This is a genomic window from Aporhodopirellula sallentina SM41 (assembly GCF_000346505.1).
Taxonomy (GTDB): domain Bacteria; phylum Planctomycetota; class Planctomycetia; order Pirellulales; family Pirellulaceae; genus Rhodopirellula; species Rhodopirellula sallentina.
Genome location: NZ_ANOH01000050.1, coordinates 57,712 through 76,207 on the forward strand (window position 1 = coordinate 57,712; position 18,496 = coordinate 76,207).

The window sequence follows — 18,496 nt, forward strand, 5'->3', positions numbered from 1 at the left end:
CTGCCCCCAGCACAGTCCAGGCTCGCAATATCACGGCAATGCCGCTTTAACACGCACGTGGCTTGAATACACAAGTGCTGCCGACTTACATAGCGACCGTTTGATCACCAAACTGTTCACCGCAGATCCGATCACGAGTTCGCATTCTTACGTGCCGCCGGCTTTTGCCACGTGGCCACCGGCGATGGGTTACAATAAGACAGTGTGTCCTTGCTAACCCGCGTCCCGCCCGGCGTTAGCAATGCCAATGTGCCGACTCTGCAAAATGCAGTCGAAGGCGCGGACCCTGATTGGCAATCTCAACACGCGGAGGATTCCAACCAGCCCGTTCATCGCCCACGTAGAGTCATCTACAGAGTTCACTATTTTGTTGCACCGCTATCTATCAGATTGGCTGCACGCCGCAACAAACCACCGGTCCAGGCGTGACGAAGCGATAACCGAATCGACCGTCGACGACCACTCTTATGTGGAAACACAAGGCGGCATCCAAACGCAGCACACCAGCGTTGACACGGGTGGTCTCACTAATGCGGCCACAGGACCACTGGCGTTTGAGATTGACGGTGGTTTTCTCAGCGACGAATTCCAAAGCGAATCGATCCGCACACTCGGCCGGTTTGACATCATTCGTTTGATCGGCGCCGGCGGTATGGGAAGGGTTTACCTCGCCGAGGACTCGCTGCTAAAACGCAAAGTCGCGATCAAAATCCCGCATCAAAATCTGCTGCTCAACCGACGTGCTCTGCAGCGTTTTCATCACGAAGCAACCTCCGCCGCACAACTACGTCACTCCAACTTGATCGGCGTTTACGATTCTGGGGTCGCCTCGGGAACACCGTTCATCGCCGCCGAATACGTGGAAGGCCCGAGTTTGTCGCAGTGGCTGAAACTGCAGACCAGCGATATCGATCTCACCGAAGCGGCGGCAATGATCGAATCACTCGCCGATGGAATGCACTCGGCACACGAACAAGGCATCCTGCACCGCGACCTCAAACCGGGCAACATCTTGCTGCAGTTGCGCAATCCAAACGCAACCGCAATGCCCTTGGACTCACTCGCCGACTACATCGGTCGGATCACCGACTTCGGCTTGGCACGGGTGCGAGAACAAACAGGAGACCTCACCGAAACGGGCTGCCCGGTTGGCTCCGCCGGTTACGCGTCTCCGGAGCAGTCAGCGGCACTTCATGAACGAGTGAGCTACCCGAGCGACGTCTTTTCTCTCGGCGTTATCCTGTATGAACTGCTCACACGTCGACGCCCGTTTCAGCGGAAGACGATCGGCGCAACACACCTCGCACTTGAAACCGTAACTCCTCGACGTCCTCGCTCCATCCGTCGAGAAGTCCCCGTCGACCTTGATGCGATCTGCATGAAGTGTCTCGAAAAGGATATCGATAAACGCTACGCCACCGCCGCGCATCTCCGCGACGACATCCGGCGATTCCTCAACGGACAGCCGACGCTGGCTCGACCGGTCCCGATGTGGGAAGAGTTCTATCGTTGGAGCCGACGTTCGCCCTCCACAGCAGCGTTGGTATTTGTTTGCATCGCATTACTTGTTGCCGGCGTCTGGGGCCTCTCGCTTTTCTCTTCGCATTTGCTGCGTCATGAAGCGCAACTTACCGAAGCCCTCGAGCGATCCAATCGGCAACGCGCCCGCGCCGACCGACTATTGCTGGTCTCCCAGCAAGCCGAAGAGGAAGCACAGCGACAGGAGGCACTAGCGAGACAAACTATTTACGAAACCGATATACAGCAGGCATATCGGATCTATCAACAAAACCGACTCCCCAACGCGCGTGCGATTCTCGACAAGTATCCGATCAGTGGTTACCCCATCGACCATCGAGACTTCAGTTGGAAGTGGCTCAACGCTCTACTGAATGCGAGGTATCGAATCCTCGGACAGCACGACGGCACCGGCACCGAAGTCGCGGTCTCGAAATCTGACAAAGATATCTGGAGCACGTCGAGCGACGGCGTGCTCAAACGATTCAGTTTTTCACTCCAGCGTGAGACCGAACGGCTCGATCTCGACTCGGGCGCACTCGATGGGCTCGCGATCACTGAAGACGGCTCCCGAATCGCCGTTGGAGTCAGCAACAGCAAACACGGACTCAACGGGGTCGTAATCGTCTCACCAGATGACCTGACGGTATCACACCCCATCGAAGGCGTGCCGACGACAGTCGAGTCGCTCGCGTGGTCCCATGATGACCGGTGGCTGGCCATCGCATCTCGGTATGGTGACACTTACATCTGGGAAAGCGACAAAGGAATCGCACGCACTATCTACAACGGTACTCGCAACATTCAAGTCGACTTTGTAGGGGACACCCATCAAATCCTAGTCGCCAAGGAAGAATCGACTTCGCTTCAAAATGTTGCGACAGGCACACCAACCGTATCGATCACACCGGGCAACACTCGGACTCTGTTCAGCCTGACAGCCGACGGCAAGTCGCTGGCTATGCACCATCGGGGAAAGACATCAATTTTACTTGGCACCTTAACGAACGAGTGGAATCCAATCGGACGACTCAGTGGGATTGACTACACCACGGAATCGATGGCGTGCAATGCGCAGATGACACGCTTGGCTGCCGGTAACGGAGGTGGCCTGGTTAAAACGTGGGTCACGCCGACGGGCTATGCATCACTGCCGGATCGGGCCCAAGAAACGCCACCGATGAACAGTCCGTCTCACGCCGACTATCTTCACAACGGCCCGTGCATGTCGTTGGCCTATCTCGATGACGAGTGGCTGGTGAGCACAGGCGAAGACGGGAAAATTGTTGCTTACAACGCGACTGCTAATATCTTTCGCCCGATCACTTCGCTTGACTTGACAATTGCAGACTTCGATTGCCTGCAAAGCGGAAAGCAGGCGATTCTGCTCGACACGAATAGTCAACTCATCCTGCTAGAACGCGATGACGCGGACCTTACCCAGTGGACACCCACCACTATCGCTGCGGACGCCACCGAACCATACACAACACCGTCGAAGCGATGGCGAACACTCAACACCGACAAACACCATGAGGATGAAGAGTGGGTCGGTATCAGCCTCGACCAATCGCGGGCGATCGCATGTGTCGATTCCGGACGCGTCGCGATCGCAGACCTATCCTCCAAGAAAATCATCAAGCAGCTTTCCGTTGGCTTTACGCCATCCGAAGACGAGTGGATCACTTCAGTAGCACTTTCACCGGACGGTCGATTGGCTGCCGCTACATGCACCAACCGACGCTTGCATGTTTGGTCGGTAGACGATGGAAAGAAAGTATTTGAACGGGAGTTCACCGACAGCGCGGAAGTTGTCTCATTTTCGAACGACGGGCGATGGCTACTCGTAGGCGGGTACTACGAACAACTAGAAGTCTTTTCTACTCAGGACTTTCACTTGAAATGGTCGGTCGATGCAGGTGACGGCACTTGCTGCGGAGTGTTCTTAAATGACAACACGACACTGATCACCGGCCACATCGACTCCTCGATCCGAGTTTGGGACATCGAATCGCAATCTCAAACTGCGGTCTTACAAGGGCACAACAAAGCCGTGTTCAAACTCTCGATCAGCCGAGATGAAAAGTTCCTCGTCAGCATTGACAGGGATAGCAACTCGCGACTTTGGAGCCTTCGAAAATTCCACCCCATCGGCGACATCACTGCCAAATCTCCCAACGAGCGAATCCTTCGCGCACGGTTCTCCGATGACGAGAACCAAGTACTTGTCATGCTCAACGACGAAAAAAATCGACAGACCGTCCACGCCGTTCGGTTTGACGCATTGCCATGATGCCGCGGCAACACGGGCTGTCGATTTAATCAAGAGCCAACCTATTTTCGTTTAACCGGCAGCCGTAGGCGACGTGCAGTGGCAAGTAGGTCGCCTACGGCTGCCCGTTAAACGAATATATCAACAGCCCGGCAAGCGAGTGCAGCAACCGCATCCCTTGCTTGCGCTGCGGGGTAGTAAATCAACTGCTCGGCCAGCGAGGGATCACACACAACCACTCGCTCGCGCATCGGGCTAATATCGTTTCGTTGGCTTCGGAGCTCTCATCAAATCAACAAACCCGCGAGCACAGCCAAACCGAATCGGGCTGCTCACCAAGTTACTCAGCCGAGCCACGCATCCGGTTGAGCGTGTAGTAGCCGACTCGGTGCAGCAGACGATTGCCCTCGCTGTTCTTCACGCCGTCAGCGTGCAATTCATGCACATGTCCCAGTTGCAAACCGTCCACCGACAGTCGCACTCGCATCGTGTCATCGGACACTGAGACACCAGTGATCGTTGGCTCAGTCGCGTCGACTTCGGGGCTGCCGTATTCGGAACGATACTGGTACGTGTACGTCGACATCTTGTATGAATCCACAGCGGCAGCCGACTGACGATCGACCGGTTTGGTGAACTCCAACTCGAATCCGTCGTCGGTCAAACGCATCTCTTTGATTTCGAACGGCACCTTGCCGGTCCAATCGAGACGCTCCACCGCGAATGGGTGTCGCCCAACCGATCCCCAACCGCGGTTGGTTCCACCAACAAACAACGCGCCGCTGGCATCCATCTCAACACCCACGTTCCCCGATCCGAATCCACTGCGAAACGGGAAACAGGCTCCCTGCCAAACGCCGTCGACTTCTTCCAAGTACACCCGCATGATTCGGCTTTGCGTTTGATCGCCGACAAAGAGCTGTCCCGGGAACGGGCCGAATTTTCCTTCCGTGGTGTCGCAGGCGATCCCCGACGCGCTTTTCCCGAGCTTGTCGTAAGGGAACATGATCACCGGTGGAATCAACTCGGGGATCTTTTTCACTTCCACATGCATCCGGCTGCCACTCTCCGGCTCGGTCGGTCGTGGCCCCATGGACGGCGCGGAGTCATACCACTGGAATCCACCAGGGTGTCCCACAAATTTCCCTTGCCGGAGCAACTTCAGCCCACACGTTCCGTTCCACGGACCTTGGTTGTCGGTGTAGAAAATGTTGCCGTGCAGATCGGTACCGATCCCGCCGGGCGATCGCACACCGCTGGTCATGGGCAAGGTTTCTCCGTCGGAAGTGACCTTCATCGCCCACCCACGAAACGGCACCTTGCTCGTGAACGATCCGGTCAGACACAGTGTCAAAACCATGTCACCGTTTGCATCAAACTTCGACCCGAACGCGTATTCGTGATAGTCACCTGAAATTCCCCAACCGTCGGCATGGGTTTCAAACACATCCGCCAATCCATCACCGTCGGTGTCTTTCATACGGGTCACTTCCGGACGTTGAACGGCGTACAGCCACCCGTCACGCTCCGCCAAACTGAGCGGCTCGTGCAAGCCTCGGGCGTAAACGCTGACCTGGGCCGCGGACACTTTCTCGGCGAGCGGGTCGGAAACCATGAAGATATCCCCACGGCGTGAACACACCGCCAACTTTCCATCGGGCATCCGTTGGAAGCCACAGGCCTCGATCACTTCACCTTCAGGAAGCTCAAACGTCGTGATGCGGTAGTAGTCGTTTTCGGTCGGCTCGGCGGAGATGGCCGGCGCCGCCCACGAGCAGGCAGCAACCAGAAGCAACAAGTGTGTTTGGAGTCGAAACATGGCTTAAAAAACAAAAGACGAAACGTAGAAAGAAAGCGCGCGACAACAGCCACGAGCACCGACACTCTTCACAGATACCAGCGAACCACTCACCCGCGATTCACTGGCACCGGCAAAGAAACGCTACCAACGAATAACCTGTGTCACCTTTGTGGCCGTGCCGGCGGGAATGACCGCCCGCAGCGATTGCGAACCGTCAACGTCGATCAATTGAACGTCGACACCATCGACCGATACGACGAGGCGACCGTCGATCCGGTAGCCTTCGTCGACAGGTTCAATTTTGCCTTGGGCGATTCGCCAAACCAAAACACCATCGGAAGGTGCCTCGGGGTTTTCGATGACAAACTCGCGCCGCAGTCCGTTCTCATCAGGCACCGGGTAATCCTCAACGGCGATTTCTCCGATCGAGTACCGGAACTTCGGATTGCCTTCCTTGTCGAGCCGATACCCACGCATTTGATAGCCACGATCACGCCCTGATTCTTTTGGCCATGATTCTGCCGCACCCGACAAGACCGCCAACGGCGATCCCGCATCCACGCTCACAACGGCATCTCCGAGCGGCTGTTGGCTGCCTTGGCCGCGTCCCCGCCAGTGCTTCGACGCGTCAACGAACCCGTTCTTCCAAACCCTCGCGAGCGACATCTGCTCGGCATCCCAAATCACGTTCACCTCTTCCGGATAGCCGACACCAATCCCACGCGGGCTGACCCCGGTGAAGAAGTTTCGGTAGATCCGCGGACGCTGCGCGGCCGTGAGAACGATTGCTTTTTGGTTCAACCCCTGCGGCTCTTTCGCGTCGGTTCCCATCAACAGGTACTGCCAAATCGCATCGATCTGCCGCGCCGGATCTCCCCCGTCGATATCAACGAGAGCCGAACGGCCGTCGACGAAGCTGTTAGGCATCCGGGTGCCGGGACGGTATTTCGTCGGATCTTGCAGATACCGTTGGAACCACTCATGACGCAATCGTTGAGGCATCATCAACATGTCGATCGCTCCCAAACCTCCCGCGTCGTTACCGTTGTAGCTGTGGCATTTGATGCACGACAAACCGGCGTTCCCGCAAAGTTTGCGACCGTCGATTTGAACCTGCTGCAGTGTTTTGGTTGCCTCATAGGTCTCGACCTCATCGCTGCGATCGAGCTTCACCAACGCCGCGTGCAATTCAGACAACGCTTCATAACCGAATGCCGGCATCCGCGTGTGCATGTACCCACGGGCATTGGCACCTTCCTCGAGCACGTCTTTGAGATATCGGTCATTGAGTTTGTCCGCCACACCGGTCAGCGATGGTGGCAAGCGACCTTCGAGCCCCATTTCCGGAACGGTCGAATGGAAGAACTCACCGCGAATCGTCTCGACCCCGCCGATCGATTCTCGATCGTGACAGGCATAACAGTTCAACGCCATCAAAGTCGCATGCACACGACGCGTGTCATCCGGCTCGGTCGACTCGCCTGATCGCCTGCGGTCGAGAGCCGATTCGATAGCGGTCAACTGTGTCGCGCCCAATCCGTAGTCGACGGCAGGGGACTTCACATCGTCCGCCAAACAACCTTTGCTCGGCACCAACTGATCGAGCGGCAAAGCCATCTTGGCATCACCGAGTTCGTCGTCATCAAACGCGTGGCAATTCACGCACTGGGCACTCTGGAATAGTTCTCGGCCCAAAGAAACGAGCGTCTCATCCGGTTGGAAGACACTCGGCAGCAAGTCGACCGGGCCTCCTTCGTCTCCGTCGGTGATCCATGCCGCGATGTCATCTCGCCCTAACCGCGGATCGCTCATCTGAACCGAAAGCCCGATCTGCCCACCGCCATCGAAATACTCGATACGGACCGGATAAACACCGGCCTTCAGGCTGAACGTTGCCTCGCGCGAATTGCTCGCGTGAATCCCATCATGGGCGAGCCGATGCTCACCGATCTGCAAGGCCGAGCCATCGTCACTCGACAAAGTGAATGTGTAGTCGCCATCGTTTTCGATCGAGATGTTTGCTTCAAAAACGACACCAAAGAAGTTGCCCGGTTTGATATCGTCAATCTTCAACGTGCCCACCTCGCTCGTCGCAACCGGTTCGAGTTCGTCGAAGTTCGGCAGCTTCTTCCATTTGCCGCGATAGACACTACGAGTGAGCAGGCCTTCATTCTCTCCGACGCTGGTTTCGGCGGTCAGGTAGGCGGCGACCGCGGCGACTTCTTGAGCAGAGCCCACCATCGCGGGCATGCGTGATCCGCCGCGAATATCCGTACAATTCTGCAGGAAGTGAATCAGCGACGGAACGGTGTATTTACGGTGAGTCTGGCCGAGCGGCACGGTAGTCGAAAAGGGTGTCTTTCCGGCGTCTTTGCCGAGCGGTCCGTGACAGGCAACGCAACCGATTTCGTGATACAGTTTCTCACCCTGATCGGCGAGACGTTGACTGACCACGCGATCGGCGAGACGCCCCTTGCCTCGCAGCGTCAGATAACTGGCAACCGCGTTTGCGTTTCGCTGCCTTGTCGCGGCGTCCGCATTCGGCCACGGGTCAGGCATGGTTGTCCCCATTTTCGTTTGATGCGGGTCAGCGATCATGCTAACCATCGCATCGGCGCGAACCCGCCCTGCAACTTCCGACAAATCGGGACCACGCTGCGACGGCGTCAACGATTCGTCATATGCGTGGCATGCGCCGCACGCGAGCGAGGCAATCAACACTTCCCCCGCATCGGCAATCGAGGTGGATTCGGTTCCCACGAACCTTTCAAAGCCGGCAACGATCGGACGCGCCGCTTCGCGTTCGGCATCGCGGGGCATCACCCAAATGTTCCGAAAGCGAACCGGGTCGCTATGGTTCTGCAGAACAATCGGGCCCGGTTCCGGTCCGGATTTGAGAGAGGCCGCTCGTGTCGGGCCGGGCACCTCCACGTCGTTCTGCACCATGATGCCATTGAGCCGAACGGTCAGGCGAGCATTCGACGTTTTCTTTCCGTCCGCGTCATATCGAGCGGCAGTGAAATCGACGTCGTAGGTCTGCCACTGCAGCGGTGGAAAACACGCGTTCACCGAAGGCGAGCTGACCGTATAGATTCCACCGGCCTCGTTATCGAGCCCTTCGAGACCGAACGAGTCGAGGATTTGCGTTTCAAATCGACCCTGATGATAGATTCCACTGTTGCCCCGCTTTTGCCCGCGAGCGTTCGGGGCATAGGGAGTGCGAAACTCGACGTGCAGGGAGTAATCGCGAAAACGCTGCTTCGTGCGGGTCCCCTCCATCAACAAACCGTCATCGCTCAAACGACCATTCTGCCAATGTTTCTCGACGCTTTCGGGGGAGCCATCAAACAACACGATCGCTCCGTCGGGTGCCTCGCGTCCGAGCGTTGGGCTCTTCCGCTCGACCTTTTTCATCCCCATCGACTCGATCAGTTCTTCGACCGTGTCGATGTCGCTCTCGATCCGCCGTGGCTCACCTTGGGCCCCCGCACCGGGCAAACCGCCTTCGTAGATGACCAGGTCAAAATCGCCGTCTCCGGCCGCGATGACCTGCATCGCTCGGTTGTCACCGACGTATTCGCCTTGAATCGCAAAATCAGGATCTTGCTCCGCCACAGAGGGATCCGGTGTCCCGGTGGCGAACGCGGATCGATCGTCGATCGCCGAAAAAGAGCCGACACTGACAATCAATAGCAACAGTAAACGGCTGCTCCGCCAGCGATTCAATAGACAATTCACTGCGACAAAATCTTGGGTTTTGGGGGTGAAACAAAACTGTCTGTTACATGAAAACCTATTCGGCTCTCAAATAAAAAACAGTGAAGAATCCAAAAGGATGAGAAGATGGCGTCTCGGCGGTGTAAATCACCAAGACGCCCGACGGGGGATAATGGGGCGGGACCGGCTTGCTCAGGCGATTAATACGCCATAGCCGGGAATAAAAAGGATAGTTGCATCGACAAAAAATCTCAAACCCCCGCCCAACTCCGCCCCTTTTCGGCACGCCAAATCGAAAAAACGGTGGTTGCAATCTGTTTTCCTCGGCTAGAATCTGCTCCCCGAAAGCCGGTCGAAGTCGAGCGGCATTCAAAACTTTGGCGAGGTTCAGCAACACAGATGGCAAAACACTCCACCCAAAAGGAAGTTCGCACGCTCCTAATCAGTGACGTGCACCTCGGGTCCAAACACTCACAATCGAAACAGTGCCTCGCGTTCTTACGTTCCTACTCGCCGCAAAAGGTTTATCTCGTCGGTGACTTCATCGACGGGTGGCGATGCAACCAAGGTTGGCATTGGTCCGAAGAGTGCAACGAAATCATCGAACACCTCGAATCGCTGATCCGCCAAGGAACCGAAGTCTTCTACGTCCCCGGCAACCACGATTCGTTTCTGCGGAATGAATTCAGCCTCGAGATGCTGCCTGGCAAATTCGATGACGTCCGCTTCGCTAACGAATTTGTCTTTGAGTCCGCCGGCGGGTGGCGTTTCCTCATCACTCACGGTGACCTGTTCGACATGGTCGAGACCCAGGCACAGTGGGTGTCCAAAGTCACCTCGTTCGCGTACGACTCGGTCCTCAGCGCCAACCGACTTTTCAACCGGCTGCCTACCCGCCGAAGAAAGAACCCTTACGGTGCGTGCGCGGCATTGAAGTCCGCCGTCAAACGCGTCGTCATGATGCTCAGTGGTTTCGAAGCGGCAATCATGCAGCACGCACGCGAACAAGATTGCGACGGTGTGATCTGCGGACACATCCACACCCCCGCGATCGTCTACAGCGAAGAGATGCTGTACTGCAACACGGGCGATTGGGTCGAGAACTGCACCGGTTTGGTCGAACACCTCGACGGCAGCATCCGCCTGGAGTCGATTTACGGTTCACCGCGGATGTTGGAACTCCCAACGCATCCTCGCAAACGCGACGACGCAGCCTTGCAACACGATCGCGTCGCGGCGTATCGCTAACGGCTTTTGCTCGTTGCCGCCTGCTCAGCGACTTCGGTCGCGTTTGATGTAATGCACGCGGTAGACCGGAATGCCAAACTTCCGACTGCGTCGTTCGAAGTGCGTGTGATAGTCCAGGTCGTGTGTCGACTCACGTTGAGTTTCGGGCAACGGGACCCCGAGTTCGGGTGCGATCTCGGCGATCAATTCGACCGTCAATTCAAAGTAATCCAGGACGTCCGTCCAAAAGTGCAACCGTCCACCGGTGCGTAGACATCGACTGAATTGCCGGATGTTCGATTCACTCAACACCCGACGTTTGCGATGTCGCTTCTTCCACCAAGGATCGGGGAAGTACACGTGCACGGCTTCCAACGAACCGCTAGCGATTCGCTCGACCGCGGGTTGCCCGTACCGTTCGCCCTCGACGTAGGTCCCCGACGCAAACAACGGTGTCGCGTCGCCGGCCAGCATCATCGCGTTGGCTCGTTTGCGTTTCGCCAGTCGGGCAGCGGCGTGAGCGGCGTACTTTTTCGCGATTTCGATGCCAAAGTAATTGTGCTTGGGCCGCCGCTCCGACTCGGTCTGGATGAACAACCCTTTGCCGCTGCCGACCTCGATTTCCAAAGGCAGATCGTTGCCAAATAGCGACTGACTCGACAGCATCGGCGGCAGGTCCTCAGGCATCTTCAGCCAGGCGGACAGGTCGAGATCGGGGCTGGGTTTTCGCAGAGCGGCGCGAGGCATGACGGGAGAGCTGCGGATGAAATGAGGACAAAGTATTCGAGAAATTCAACCGCCATCGTAACGCGTCAATTTTGCTCTACAATCTGGGCGAGCCTCGTTCCGACGAGAACACGCCTGTTTCGCCGGAGCCACTGCCGGCCTGCGGCGTCCCGCATCGACCTCCCCCGAACCTCTCTTCCGCAAGCTCGTTTACATGAATTTTTCTGGACTCCGCGTCGCTTCGCTCGAAAGCCGCCGGGCTGATGACATGGTCCGCCTGATCACCAAATTTGGCGGCGAAGCCTGCGTGAGCCCATCGATGAGAGAGGTGCCGATCGAACCCAATCGACCGGCAATCGACTTCGCCTACCGAGTCATCACCGGCGAGATCCCGATCGTGATCTTCATGACGGGCGTTGGATTCCGCTACCTTCTGCGGGCCACCGAGAAACATGTCGATCCGCAACGGTTCATTGACGCGTTGAGTGACATCACCACCATCGCTCGCGGCCCCAAACCGGCCTCCGCGATGAAAGAAGTCGGCATCCAAACAACGCATCGTGTCCCCGAGCCGAATACTTGGCGAGACCTGCTGCGGACGATCGACGAGGGAATTCCGATCGCCAACCAAGTCGTCGGCATTCAAGAATATGGGGTCACCAACACTTCCTTGATCGCGGGACTCGAAGCGCGAGGCGCGATCCCGGAAACCGTTCGCGTCTACGGTTGGGAATACCCGGAAGACACCGGACCGCTCGAAGAAAACGTCAAAGCGATCGCGAAGGGCCAACGTGACCTGCTGCTGCTCACTAGCGCTCATCAAGTCGTCAACATGCTCCGCATGGCCGATTCGCTCAATTTGACCGACGCGCTACGAAACGGACTCGCGCAAACGGCAATCGTATCGATCGGTCCCACCACGAGCGACATGCTCCGCGAAAGCGATATTCATGTCGACATGGAACCGTCCCACCCCAAAATGGGACACCTCGTCAGCGAGTCTGCCCGCGAAGCAACCGCCCTCGTTAAAAAACGCCGGGCCGAATATCAATCCTCGCAATCCTCTCGCGTGTCCGTCTCCTCAAACGGAGACGCCCCGGAAGAACGCCAACCGCTCATTGCAATCGACGACCACCCGTCGCAGTCGAGCCTCTTCATGATGGCTTGTCGTGGCGAACCGACGCCCCGCACACCGATCTGGTTGATGCGTCAAGCCGGACGTTACATGCAGGAATACCGTTCCGTCCGTTCGCAGCAAACGTTTCTCGAACTGTGTGCCAACCCGACCCTGTGCAGCGAAGTGATGTGCACGGCGGTAGATCGCCTCGGCGTCGACGCGGCGATCATTTTCTCCGACCTGCTGCCGATCCTCGTACCGATGGGATTCGACCTCGAATTCGTCAAAGGCGACGGGCCCGTCATCCACAACCCGGTGCGAACGGCGTCGGACATCGATCGCGTGAAGTCGCTCGACAACCCACAGGACCTGGGATTTGTCTACGAAACCGTTCGACAAACCCGAAACGATTTACCCGAATCGATTCCGTTGATCGGTTTCGCCGGGGCCCCGTTTACATTGGCGAGTTACGCGATCGAAGGCGGCGGCAGCAAACAATACGCGGCAACGAAACAACTGATGCGTGCCGATGATGGTGGATGGGCGGCGTTAATGGACCGATTGACCGATGCCATCATCGTCTACCTCAACGAACAAATCGCTGCCGGTGCCCAGTGCGTACAACTGTTCGACAGTTGGGCGGGCTGCCTGTCGGCGGCCGACTACACACGATTCGTCTTGCCTTGGATGCAGCGAATCATCGCCGGCGTGACTCCGGGCGTGCCGCTGATCAACTTTGCGACCGGCAATCCGGAATTGCTGCCGCTCCTGCGGGGCGATCGCCGAACCGTCGTTGGCGTGGATTGGCGGATCGACATGGCGTCGGCCTGGAAAAGGATCGGACATGATATTTCGGTCCAAGGAAACATGGATCCAACCGTGTTGTTGACCGACCCGAAAACCATCCGCGCCGCGGCGCAGGACCTTCTCGATGAAGTCGGCGACCGGCCAGGGCATATCTTTAACCTGGGGCATGGCGTGATGCAGACCACACCGGTCGAGAACGCCATCGAACTCGTTCGTGCGGTTCAAGAATTGTCCGTACGAGACGACTCCTCCGGCTCCTCCGACGGATCGTACCACTAGGACGACAACGCGTGACTCAAACGAATCCTTCCGTTTCGAAACCGCCTCCGGTGGCACAAGGACCGATCGTTTGCCCCCTTTGCCCGCTGATGTGTGATGACGTTTCAGTGAGCAAGGACGGTGAACTGATCGCGAACAGTTGCCCCATCGTCGATCAATTCAACGCGTCACGACCTCGCCAGAATCGCCTCCCAGCAGAAGGTGTCCGCCTGCCCTCGACCGAACCACTCCGTATCGTCACCACCGGCGTCGACCTCGCCACCGCGAGACAACTCACGGATTGGCAAAGCCAAGGAAAGGTGCACGTGGAACTCGAAACCGACGCGAGCCTGCATGCGCTGCAGCAAACGATCAGCCGCGACGGCATCGTGTCCGCCACGCTCGCGGACGTCGCCACCCACGCCGACATGGTCTGGATGATCGGCGGTATCACCGAAGCATGGCCGCGGTTGCCCGAAAAACTACGGCGACCGGGCGGTGACGATTGTGTACCGAGCCACAGCAACTGCTCCGCCGACGATCTCGCGAATCTGTCGGCTTTGTTGCATGTCATCGGTGCCTCGGAAGACGATCACGGATTGGAATCAACCGGCACAACCGACGCAGCAGGCGATTTCGGTTCTCTTGCCCGGCGATGGAAATCGGCAAAGTACGCAGCCGTCATTGTCGGGCCGAACGCGTTCATGCCGGGCGAAGAATCCATCTCGGCCACGATGCTGTGTCGTATCATTCGTGCACAAAACACCGACGCACGATGCGTGTTGATGACGCTCGACTCCGGTGCAACGCTTCGTAGCGTTTCGATGTGGAAGACGAACACGTCGCCCGACTCCACCATCACCTCGTCATCGCTTCAATCGTTTGACATCCGAATCGGCTCGCCACTCAAACGCGACTCTCGACCGGCGACGCTTCAAATCGGTGGCATCGATCCGGGACCTGATACGGCGAGTTCTTATCAAGCGTCCTCAACCGCGGGCCTCGACCGACCAGGAATGTCCATCCGCGGTGACGGCTCGGTATCACTTCCCCTGTTAAGTTCGACAGAGAGTCGTCACCCGACACCATGCGAGATAATTGACCGTTTGCTCCAGAAAAATTAGAGCGTTCTAGATAATGATGTAGCCAGACTTCGGTGGGCTGAATTCTGGCGATTCCAGCTACAGGGATCGGACGCGTCAACGCTCGAGATGCAGGTTTCATTCGAGCGGCATCTCGCGCGAGCTTAGTCTTTCGTTTTAGAACTCGATGACTTGTTGATCGCGAACGACTTCGCATGGCATTGCAAACCGCTCATCGTTGGGATCAACCTCGACCTCATCGATCGGATTGACGTGCGTGAGTAGAACTCGCTTGGGCTGCGTGGCTTGGCTAATCGTGGCGACACGATCGAGATAGCAGTGCCCGGTCTTCGTTGCCCACTCGACCTGATGATCGTGAAAATTGCATTCGTGCAACAGCACGTCAACATCACTCATCCATCGGTAGGACTCTTCGTCGGTCGCACCAACGGTGTCGGTTGCATACAGCAGCACGCGTGACGCTGCGCCGGAGTTGAAGTCACTCGCACCGTTCGGACCGTTTGCCTCACTTGTGTTCGATATCTCAGCGGAGGAAGGCCATTCGATTCGGTAACCAACCGATCCACCGGGGTGTTCCTGACGTCGCCAACTGACACACGCTCCGTGGACGTCAAAAGATTGGTGACCACAACTGGTGGCCGGATCATCGATCGCCAGCCACTCGACAGGCAACTCAACCGGGAAGATGTACTCGCTCGCCAACAACGTTCGGATCGCCTCGATTTTCTTCGACTCTCCCCACACGCGAACTCGATCGAGTGGATGCTGATAGAGAATATCGAGCAGAAAGGTCAGCCCGACCACATGATCGAGATGAGCGTGCGAGAGCAAAATATCGAGCGTTTTTGTTCGCAGCAGTGAAGGAAGCCGAAAAATTCCGGTCCCTGCATCGAGCAGCAGCCCCGTGTCCGGCACGAAATAACACGACGTGTGTCGCGTTTCGCTTGGATGGTATCCGGCCGTTCCGAGACAGTGGAGATGCATTTGATCGTATTTTATTTACAGCAAAGACTCGCCAGGGGTGCGATTTCCCTCCCGCTATCGTCGTCTGTGGTGGCGGGCAAGTCTAGTTGCCTGGCACACATTGTCCTGGGAAACTCGAATTCGGTCATCGAAATCGCAATTCGGTAAACCGAACGCTCACGAGCGAAGACGATGGTCCTTTTTGATTCCTCGCAAATGCTGAACCCTGTTTGTCATGGTCGCGTCGCCTCATCACGATCCCAACACCCAGCCATCCGCTCAATCCGCGGTGACGATTCGTGACGCCACGGTTGAATTCCCGGCCGGCCGAAGAGCATCCGATCGAGTCAAAGCGATTGAAAACATCGATCTCGATATTCCCTTCGGTCAACGCCTCGCGTTAGTCGGCAAAAGCGGTTGCGGGAAGACCACGTTGCTGCGAGTCATCGCCGGACTGCAGTCTCTTTCGACCGGGCACTGCGATCATCATAACCGAGGCTCAACCTCGTTCGTGTTTCAGCAGCCCGCCTTGCTGCCGTGGCGGCGCGTGCTCGGCAACGTTCGTCTACCGATTGAATTGCAACACGGCCGAAGGCAACTTAGTTCGCATGAAAGTGACATTCTTACAACGCTCAAGGAAGTGGACTTGGACGACGTTGCGGAGCGTTTCCCCTACCAACTTTCCGGCGGGATGAAGATGCGGGTATCGATCGCTCGCGCCCTTGTTACCCAACCGGACCTGTTGCTTTTGGACGAACCGTTTGCCGCACTGGATGATCTATTAAGAACCCAACTCGGCGAATTGGTCACGCAACTTTGGCGTTCCCACGGGTTCACGCTCGTGATGGTCACCCATAACATCGCCGAAGCCATTTTGCTGAGCGACCGTGTGTGCGTGATGCATGAAGGGCAGATTGCAGTCACACTCGAAAATCCTATCGCTCGCGCGGAAACGGCCTCCGATAAAAACGGAGCCGATCTTATTCGCCGCACGCCTGAGTTTGCAGAATTCTACGGCGTCGTCAGCGACCATCTCAAGAAAGCGGGCCGAACATGAGTGTCCAGGCTCCTCGCGATCACGACCGCCGGTCCATTCCAGAATCGCGAACAACCCGCACGTCGCGAACGACGGTTAGCACTCCAACCTCAGAAGCCCTGGCGAACGTCCTCAGCGTCAGTGTGGTCGCGGTGCTTGGGTTGCTCATATGGCACATCAGTGTCCGCATCTTTGAACTGCCCAAGATTCTTCTGCCGACTCCTTGGGAAGTCGCTCAGGCCGGTTGGCAAAACAAAGAAGAACTCTGCATGGCGAGCGGCGTCACGTTCATCACTGCCGCGATCAGCCTCCTCGTTGCGATCCTGATCGGCGGGATCCTCTCGATCATCTTCAGCCAATCACGTTTGCTGCGTCGGGCGTTTTTTCCGTACGTGGTTTTTCTGCAAACCGTCCCGATCGTCGCGATCGCTCCACTGCTGATCATCTGGAGCGGCTATGAATTCCGCACCGCGGTGATCGCCACTGTAATCATATGTCTGTTCCCAATCGTCAATAACATCACCACGGGACTCGAATCGAGTCGGCCTGAGCACATCGACCTGTTTCGGCTCTATGGTGCCTCGCGTTGGCAACGGTTGCTTCGCCTGCAGGTTCCGACATCCATCCGCTACCTGATGCTCGGGGCGAGAGTCAGCAGCGGGCTCGCAGTCATCGGCGCGATCGTGGCGGAGTTCTTCGTCAGCAACGGATCGGACTACGTCGGACTGGGCGCGTTGATTACGCGTTGGCAGGGACTGCTGCAAACCGATGCCCTCATCGCAGCGTTGGGCATGTCGACATTGTTAGGTTTGGCGTTGTTCGGATTGGTCAACGGCATCGGACGAATCTTCTTCACTCGTTACACTCGGGTCGATTGAATTCACGCTCGTCAACTCTTCACCGGTATCTCAGAGAAATGTTTGATCGAAACCGCGCGAACCTCGCTTGCTCCTTTGGGTTGCTCTTGCTGGCTTTGCCACTAGTCGGTTGTTCGAATCGGAATTCGACTTCATCCCAACCAGACGGCGACCAACCAACCCGCGTCCGCGTTCAGTTAAACTGGTACCCCGAGGTCGAACACGGCGGCGTGTATCAAGCAGCGATCGACGGGACGTACGAAGCACAGAACCTCGACGTCGAAATCAACCCCGGCGGCAGCGAGACCCCGATCGCGCCCGAATTGCTGCTCGGGCGAAGCCAGTTCGCGATCACCAACGCGGACGACGTCGTGCTGTTCCGGTCGCAAGGAGCAGACATCGTGGCGGTGCTCGCCGCCGTTCAACAACATCCGCGATGCCTTCTCGTTCGCGAAGATAGCGGAGTCGAAACGTTCGAAGACCTGTCAGGCATGACGCTGCAATGCCAACCGGGGCGAACCTTTTTGCCATTCCTGCGACAACGCGGATACCTCGAAGGCGTGCGAGAGGTGCCGTACTTCAACTCAATCGCCGCGATGATCAACGATCCCAAAGTCGCCGTGCAGGCCTATGCAATCGCCGAACCCTTGCTCGCCCGCCAACAAGGGATCGAAGTGCGAACGTTGATGGTCAGCGACCTCGGGTGGAATCCCTACTCGAGCGTTCTGGTGACGACCGGCGACCTGATTCGAGAGAATCCCGATCTGGTGCAGACGTTCGTATCAGCGACCCGAGCGGGCTGGGAAAACTACCTCGCCTCGCCCCAGAAAGCCAACGAACAGATTCTCTCCGAGAACAAACACGGAATGACTGCGGAAGTACTGCAGTACGGGGCCGAGCAAATGCGTGAACTCACAACTTCCCCGGACGAAACCGAACTGGGGCAAATGACGTTGTCGCGTTGGCAAACGCTCGTCGATCAGATGAAAGAGCTCGACGTCATCAAAAAAGACGCCGTGCAAGCGGAAGAATGCTTCACGACGGAGTTCGTGCAAAACAAATAGCGATCACTCCCAAACGCAATGCAAAGTGGG

At 57.1% G+C, this 18,496-nt stretch carries 11 protein-coding genes; 7 read left to right on the forward strand and 4 right to left on the reverse strand.

The features are described 5' to 3' along the window. Window positions 1-265: 265 nt before the first annotated feature. The gene (locus RSSM_RS02790; protein WP_144059522.1) at window positions 266-3,811 is read left to right on the forward strand and encodes a protein kinase domain-containing protein; all 3,546 of its coding nucleotides are present in this window, start codon (window positions 266-268) and stop codon (window positions 3,809-3,811) included. Between the two features lie 319 nt (window positions 3,812-4,130). On the opposite strand, the gene RSSM_RS02795 is transcribed toward RSSM_RS02790, so the two are convergent. Continuing rightward, a complete protein-coding gene (locus RSSM_RS02795; RefSeq protein WP_008674239.1) occupies window positions 4,131-5,609 on the reverse strand; it encodes a hypothetical protein in 1,479 nt (492 codons plus the stop codon). A 123-nt stretch (window positions 5,610-5,732) separates the two neighbouring features. Further along, a complete protein-coding gene (locus tag RSSM_RS02800; RefSeq protein ID WP_008674241.1) occupies window positions 5,733-9,329 on the reverse strand; it encodes a family 16 glycoside hydrolase in 3,597 nt (1,198 codons plus the stop codon). Window positions 9,330-9,707: 378 nt separating this feature from the next. On the opposite strand from RSSM_RS02800, the gene RSSM_RS02805 reads away from it, so the two are divergent. Further along, window positions 9,708-10,556 carry a UDP-2,3-diacylglucosamine diphosphatase gene (locus RSSM_RS02805; RefSeq protein WP_008674242.1) on the forward strand — a complete coding sequence of 283 codons (849 nt, stop codon included), beginning with the start codon at window positions 9,708-9,710 and terminating at the stop codon, window positions 10,554-10,556. Window positions 10,557-10,580: 24 nt separating this feature from the next. Here the strand turns inward: RSSM_RS02805 and trmB are convergent, their stop codons facing one another. Further along, window positions 10,581-11,282: a tRNA (guanine(46)-N(7))-methyltransferase TrmB gene (gene trmB, locus RSSM_RS02810; protein WP_008674243.1), complete on the reverse strand. Its 702-nt coding sequence runs from the start codon at window positions 11,280-11,282 to the stop codon at window positions 10,581-10,583. 193 nt (window positions 11,283-11,475) lie between these two features. On the opposite strand from trmB, the gene hemE reads away from it, so the two are divergent. Then, entirely contained in the window at window positions 11,476-13,464 is a 1,989-nt protein-coding gene (gene hemE / locus RSSM_RS02815) for a uroporphyrinogen decarboxylase (protein ID WP_008674245.1), read from the forward strand. Window positions 13,465-13,475: 11 nt separating this feature from the next. Then, on the forward strand, window positions 13,476-14,567 hold the full coding sequence (locus tag RSSM_RS02820; protein WP_008674246.1) for a formylmethanofuran dehydrogenase subunit B: 1,092 nt from the start codon (window positions 13,476-13,478) through the stop codon (window positions 14,565-14,567). 135 nt (window positions 14,568-14,702) lie between these two features. Here the strand turns inward: RSSM_RS02820 and RSSM_RS02825 are convergent, their stop codons facing one another. Next, window positions 14,703-15,530: an MBL fold metallo-hydrolase gene (locus RSSM_RS02825; protein WP_044300752.1), complete on the reverse strand. Its 828-nt coding sequence runs from the start codon at window positions 15,528-15,530 to the stop codon at window positions 14,703-14,705. A gap of 214 nt (window positions 15,531-15,744) precedes the next feature. Between RSSM_RS02825 and RSSM_RS02830 the strand changes: the two genes are divergently transcribed. From RSSM_RS02830 to RSSM_RS02840, 3 genes are read left to right on the forward strand one after another with little or no spacing between them, the layout of a single operon-like run. Continuing rightward, entirely contained in the window at window positions 15,745-16,566 is an 822-nt protein-coding gene (locus RSSM_RS02830; protein ID WP_008674250.1) for an ABC transporter ATP-binding protein, read from the forward strand. After that, on the forward strand, window positions 16,563-17,423 hold the full coding sequence (locus tag RSSM_RS02835) for an ABC transporter permease (RefSeq protein WP_008674251.1): 861 nt from the start codon (window positions 16,563-16,565) through the stop codon (window positions 17,421-17,423). Before RSSM_RS02830 ends, RSSM_RS02835 begins: the two co-directional genes overlap by 4 nt. Before the next feature lie 38 nt (window positions 17,424-17,461). Further along, window positions 17,462-18,466, forward strand: coding sequence for an ABC transporter substrate-binding protein (locus tag RSSM_RS02840; RefSeq protein ID WP_008674252.1), 1,005 nt, complete (start codon window positions 17,462-17,464; stop codon window positions 18,464-18,466). Window positions 18,467-18,496 lie beyond the last annotated feature (30 nt).